Below are 3,996 nucleotides of genomic sequence, written 5' to 3'. Positions count from 1 at the left end.
GGCGCCGAGGGCTTCGCTGTAGGCGCGCGACAGCGCGATCTGCCCGACGGCCGCCGCAGCCTGGCTTTCCTCGAGCTTCAGGGGCCCGCGCGACAGCTTCAGGATCGAGCGGCCGAGCGCGATCGCGCCCGACGACACGAGAAGGACCTCGCGCCCTTCGCCGTGAAGCCGGGCGACGTCGGCCGTCAGCGAGCGTAGCCAGTCGCGGCGCAGCCCGGTGTCGGGGTCGACGAGAAGCGCCGACCCGATCTTGACGACGATGCGCCGGAACGCGGCGAGCCCGTCGCTCATCGACGCCAGTCCTCCTCGGCCAGGGTGCCGCCGAAGCGCTTGGCGTCCTCGGCCTCCTGGTCGGCGGCATCGTCCGACAGGCCGTCGATCTCGCGGCGCAGACGGCGCAGGACGTCCGGCAGGCCGTGACGGGTGACGGCCGACAGCACCAGCGGCTTGGTGCCGCTCGCCTCGGCCAGGGCATCCAGCTTGTCGCGCCGCGTCGCGTCGTCCACCGTGTCGGCCTGGCTGAGGGCGACGATCTCGGGCTTCTCGATCAGCCCCTCGTCGTAAAGCTCCAGCTCGCGCCGGACCGTCACATAGGCGTGGGCGACGTCCTCCTCTACCGCCGAGACGAGATGGAGCAGCACGCGTGTGCGCTCGACATGGCCGAGGAAACGGTCGCCGATCCCGACGCCCTCGTGCGCGCCCTCGATGAGGCCGGGAATGTCGGCGATCACGAACTCATGGCCATCCACCGTCGCGACGCCGAGATTGGGGTGCAGCGTGGTGAACGGGTAATCCGCGATCTTGGGCCGGGCGGCGGTGACGCTGGCGAGGAAGGTCGACTTGCCGGCATTCGGAAGCCCGACGACGCCAGCATCGGCGATCAGCTTCAGCTGCAGCCAGATCGTCAGCTCCTCGCCCTCGAGGCCGGGATTCGCGCGATAGGGCGCGCGGTTGATCGAGGACTTGAACTGCCAGTTGCCGAAGCCCCCGTTGCCGCCGGCTGCGACCCGGAACACCTGGCCGATCTCGGTGAGGTCGGCGAGCAGCGTCTCCTCGTCCTCGGCAAAGACCTGCGTGCCGACGGGAACCTTCAGCGTCACGTCGGCGCCCTTTCCGCCGGTGCGGTTGCGGCCCATCCCGTGCATGCCGGTCTTGGCGCGGTAATGCTGCTGGTAACGGTAGTCGATCAGCGTGTTGAGACCCGAGACCGCCTCGATGAAGACGTCGCCGCCGCGCCCGCCGTCACCGCCGTCCGGGCCGCCGAACTCGATGAACTTCTCGCGGCGGAAGGACACCGCGCCGGCGCCCCCGTCGCCCGAGCGCACATAGACCTTGACCTTGTCGAGAAACTTCATCGTCCTGTCCCGTCATATCCTTTCGGCCGCGCCATCGAATCCTGCGGCTTGGGTGTAGCGCGCCCGGCGCCATCTTGAAACTCGAAGCCGCGGCCTCAAGGGTCGGCGAGGTGCGGCGCCAGCGCCGCGTCCGACTTGGCGAAGGTGACGCGGGCGCCCGCCAGCGGAAGCCCGAAGCGCGAGATGCGCACCTGGTTTCCCGCCGTCCCGTCGGCCCGCGGCGTGATCCGGTGCCGGAAGTCGAAGGTCGATCGACCGCCGCCCGGCGCGATGCCGCGATAGGCGAGCACGGCGCCTTCAGGACCGCTCGTCCCTGACACGGGGAAGGGGCCCTGCAGCACCCCCTTGCCGTCCTCGGTCTCGACCGTGCCGGTGACCCGTCCGCCGCGCTCGACGAGATGCCAGCGCTGGAGCCGCGCGCCGTCCTCAAAGCGAAAGCGCTCGTCGAGGTCCAGCGCGTCGCCCTTCGCCTTGCCCTCGAAACGCGCCGTGAAGCGCTCGCGGAAGAGGCCGAGCGTGCGGATCTCGCCGCCGCTGACGCTGCGTCCGGCAAAGAACGAGCGCAGCGAAAAGTCGTCGGCCGCCCGCGCCGGCCCCACGAGGAGGCAAAGCGAGACGACGAGCGCCGCGCCATGAAGGGCTCTGCGCCTCATCGGGGCGTGCTCCAGCTTTTGAGCGACTGCCATGTCCGCCGATCCATCCGATAGGTTTCGCTTGCGACCCGCCCTGCCGCCAGCGAGGTCGACAGGCCGGTGCCGACATAGCCGAAGCCGCATTTCTGGATCACCCGGCGCGAGCCGTTGTTGATCACGCGGCAGCGAACCTCGATCGCGGCAAGCTCGAGAACCGCAAATCCGTAGTCGATCGCCGCCTGCGCCGCCTCGGTCGCAAACCCCCGGCCCCAATGCGGGCGGCCGATCCAGTAACCGAGTTCCGCCGTATCCGGGGCGCCTGCAGCCGCAAGGCTGCAGAGGCCGAGAAAGGCGCCGTCGCCGCGTGCCGTGATCGCCACGATGAGTTCGTCCTCCGCCCGCGCCAAGAACGCGTGCGCGTCGTCGAGGCGATAGGGATGGGGGATGCGCGAGGTCATTTGCGCGATCTCGAGATCGTCGGCGAAGCGGGCGATGTCGGCGGCGTCGCCGGCCCGGGCGATCCGCAGCACCAGGCGGCGCGTCGTCAGCCGACATTCGTCGTCGTCGGTTTCGAGGCTGGATTCTTCGCAACTCATCGGACCCCTCCGGGAATGCAAAACGGGGAGATGGCGGCCCATCTCCCCGGTTCTCATCCCTTGTCCGACGGTTGCGTCTTCAAGGGCCGGGTCGTTGGGACGCCGGCGCCTTGAAGCAACCGGATCACTCGGCGGCTTCTGCCTTCGGCATGACGGACACGTAGGTTCGGCCCTGCGCCTTCTTCTGGAAGGTCACGGTGCCCTCGGCGACGGCGAAGAGGGTGTGGTCGCGGCCGATGCCGACGTTCACGCCCGGGTGCCAGCGCGTGCCGCGCTGACGGACGAGAATGTTGCCGGCGATGACCTGCTCGCCGCCGAACTTCTTCACGCCGAGACGCTTGGACTCGGAGTCGCGACCGTTGCGGGAAGAACCGCCTGCCTTTTTGTGCGCCATGTTTCAGTCTCCTGATGTCTGCGTCCGGGGCCTTGGCGGCACCGCGCGAACGCGTGTGTGTGTGTCTCGTGCCGAACGCGGCGGGGGCCTCGAAGGCTCCCCGCGGGTTTCGTGTCTCAGGCCTCTTCGCCCTCGGCCTTCTTCTTGGCCGCGCGGGGCTTCTTGGCGGGCGCCGCCTCGTCGCTCGCCGTCTCGGCGGCCGGCTTGGTCTTGGCGGCCTTCTTCGGCGCCGCATCCAAAGCCGCGTCGGCGACCGGCTTGTCGGCCTTCTTGGCGGCCGGCGCCTTGGCCGAAGGCTCCTTGCCGTCGGTCAGGATCTCGGCGATGCGGATCAGCGTCAGGTCTTGGCGGTGGCCGCGGCTACGCTTGGAGTTCTGGCGACGGCGCTTCTTGAAGGAGATCACCTTCGGTCCGCGCGTCTGCTCGACGATCTCGCCGACCACGGTGGCGCCGGCCACGAAGGGCGCGCCGATGGTCGAGCCGACCATCAGGACTTCGGTGAAGGAGACGCTGTCGCCGGCCTCACCGGGCAGGCGCTCGATCTCGAACTGGTCGTTGGCGGCAACGCGGTACTGCTTGCCGCCGGTCTTGATCACTGCAAACATGTCTTGGCCTTTTCAGGATCGGCTCTCGCACGCTTCGGGCGCGGCGGGCCGTCTTCTTGTGTTTCTTTCGAACGATGTCGCGGCACGATCCACCGCGCACGAGGCGCAGCCGGACGCAGGTCACGACGCGCGTTGCCTAGCGCCACCGGCCGCAAAGGTCAAGGGATCGGGCCGCCGGCACGGCCCGTTTTCAAAGTGTCACAACCCGCGTCGATTGCCTCTTGTGAAACGCCCCGATCCTTTGCTAGAGAGCCCTCGCGCCGTGAGGGCGCCGACCACGCTCGACAGCGTATGCTTCATCGATCGCAAGATCGACCTCGGACGGAGAGGTGGCAGAGTGGTTGAATGCACCGCACTCGAAATGCGGCATACTCGCAAGGGTATCGGGGGTTCAAATCCCTCCCTCTCCGCCAT

At 68.6% G+C, this 3,996-nt stretch carries 5 protein-coding genes, 1 tRNA gene and 1 pseudogene; 1 reads left to right on the top strand and 6 read right to left on the bottom strand.

What is annotated here, in order from left to right:
- From QZ753_RS16850 to rplU, 6 genes and pseudogenes are all read right to left on the bottom strand, one after another.
- Window positions 1-291 (bottom strand): annotated as a pseudogene (locus tag QZ753_RS16850) (glutamate 5-kinase); the annotation flags it as partial.
- Window positions 288-1,355, bottom strand: coding sequence for a GTPase ObgE (gene obgE / locus QZ753_RS16845; RefSeq protein WP_294645293.1), 1,068 nt, complete (start codon window positions 1,353-1,355; stop codon window positions 288-290). The gene obgE and the pseudogene QZ753_RS16850, both read right to left, overlap by 4 nt.
- Before the next feature lie 95 nt (window positions 1,356-1,450).
- Window positions 1,451-2,041 carry a DUF3833 family protein gene (locus QZ753_RS16840; RefSeq protein WP_294645292.1) on the bottom strand — a complete coding sequence of 197 codons (591 nt, stop codon included), beginning with the start codon at window positions 2,039-2,041 and terminating at the stop codon, window positions 1,451-1,453.
- Window positions 2,005-2,583, bottom strand: a complete 579-nt coding sequence (locus QZ753_RS16835) for a GNAT family N-acetyltransferase (RefSeq protein WP_294645290.1) — start codon at window positions 2,581-2,583, stop codon at window positions 2,005-2,007. The genes QZ753_RS16840 and QZ753_RS16835 overlap by 37 nt, the downstream gene beginning before the upstream one ends.
- A gap of 124 nt (window positions 2,584-2,707) precedes the next feature.
- Window positions 2,708-2,977 (bottom strand): 50S ribosomal protein L27, encoded by a 270-nt coding sequence (rpmA, locus tag QZ753_RS16830; protein WP_055892932.1) that lies wholly within the window; start codon window positions 2,975-2,977, stop codon window positions 2,708-2,710.
- A gap of 116 nt (window positions 2,978-3,093) precedes the next feature.
- A complete protein-coding gene (gene rplU, locus QZ753_RS16825) occupies window positions 3,094-3,582 on the bottom strand; it encodes a 50S ribosomal protein L21 (protein ID WP_294645282.1) in 489 nt (162 codons plus the stop codon).
- Window positions 3,583-3,905: 323 nt separating this feature from the next.
- Between rplU and QZ753_RS16820 the strand changes: the two genes are divergently transcribed.
- Window positions 3,906-3,995 (top strand) — tRNA-Ser (locus QZ753_RS16820).
- Window position 3,996 lies beyond the last annotated feature (1 nt).

The sequence above is a fragment of the uncultured Aureimonas sp. genome (assembly GCF_913775355.1).
Taxonomy (GTDB): domain Bacteria; phylum Pseudomonadota; class Alphaproteobacteria; order Rhizobiales; family Rhizobiaceae; genus Aureimonas.
This window is presented reverse-complemented; position numbering and strand designations above follow the sequence as displayed.

Coding starts and splice junctions, on each gene's coding strand:
- obgE (WP_294645293.1), bottom strand. CDS start 1,355: ATGAAGTTTCTCGACAAGGTCAAGGTCTATGTGCGCTCGGGCGACGGG.
- QZ753_RS16840 (WP_294645292.1), bottom strand. CDS start 2,041: ATGGCAGTCGCTCAAAAGCTGGAGCACGCCCCGATGAGGCGCAGAGCC.
- QZ753_RS16835 (WP_294645290.1), bottom strand. CDS start 2,583: ATGAGTTGCGAAGAATCCAGCCTCGAAACCGACGACGACGAATGTCGG.
- rpmA (WP_055892932.1), bottom strand. CDS start 2,977: ATGGCGCACAAAAAGGCAGGCGGTTCTTCCCGCAACGGTCGCGACTCC.
- rplU (WP_294645282.1), bottom strand. CDS start 3,582: ATGTTTGCAGTGATCAAGACCGGCGGCAAGCAGTACCGCGTTGCCGCC.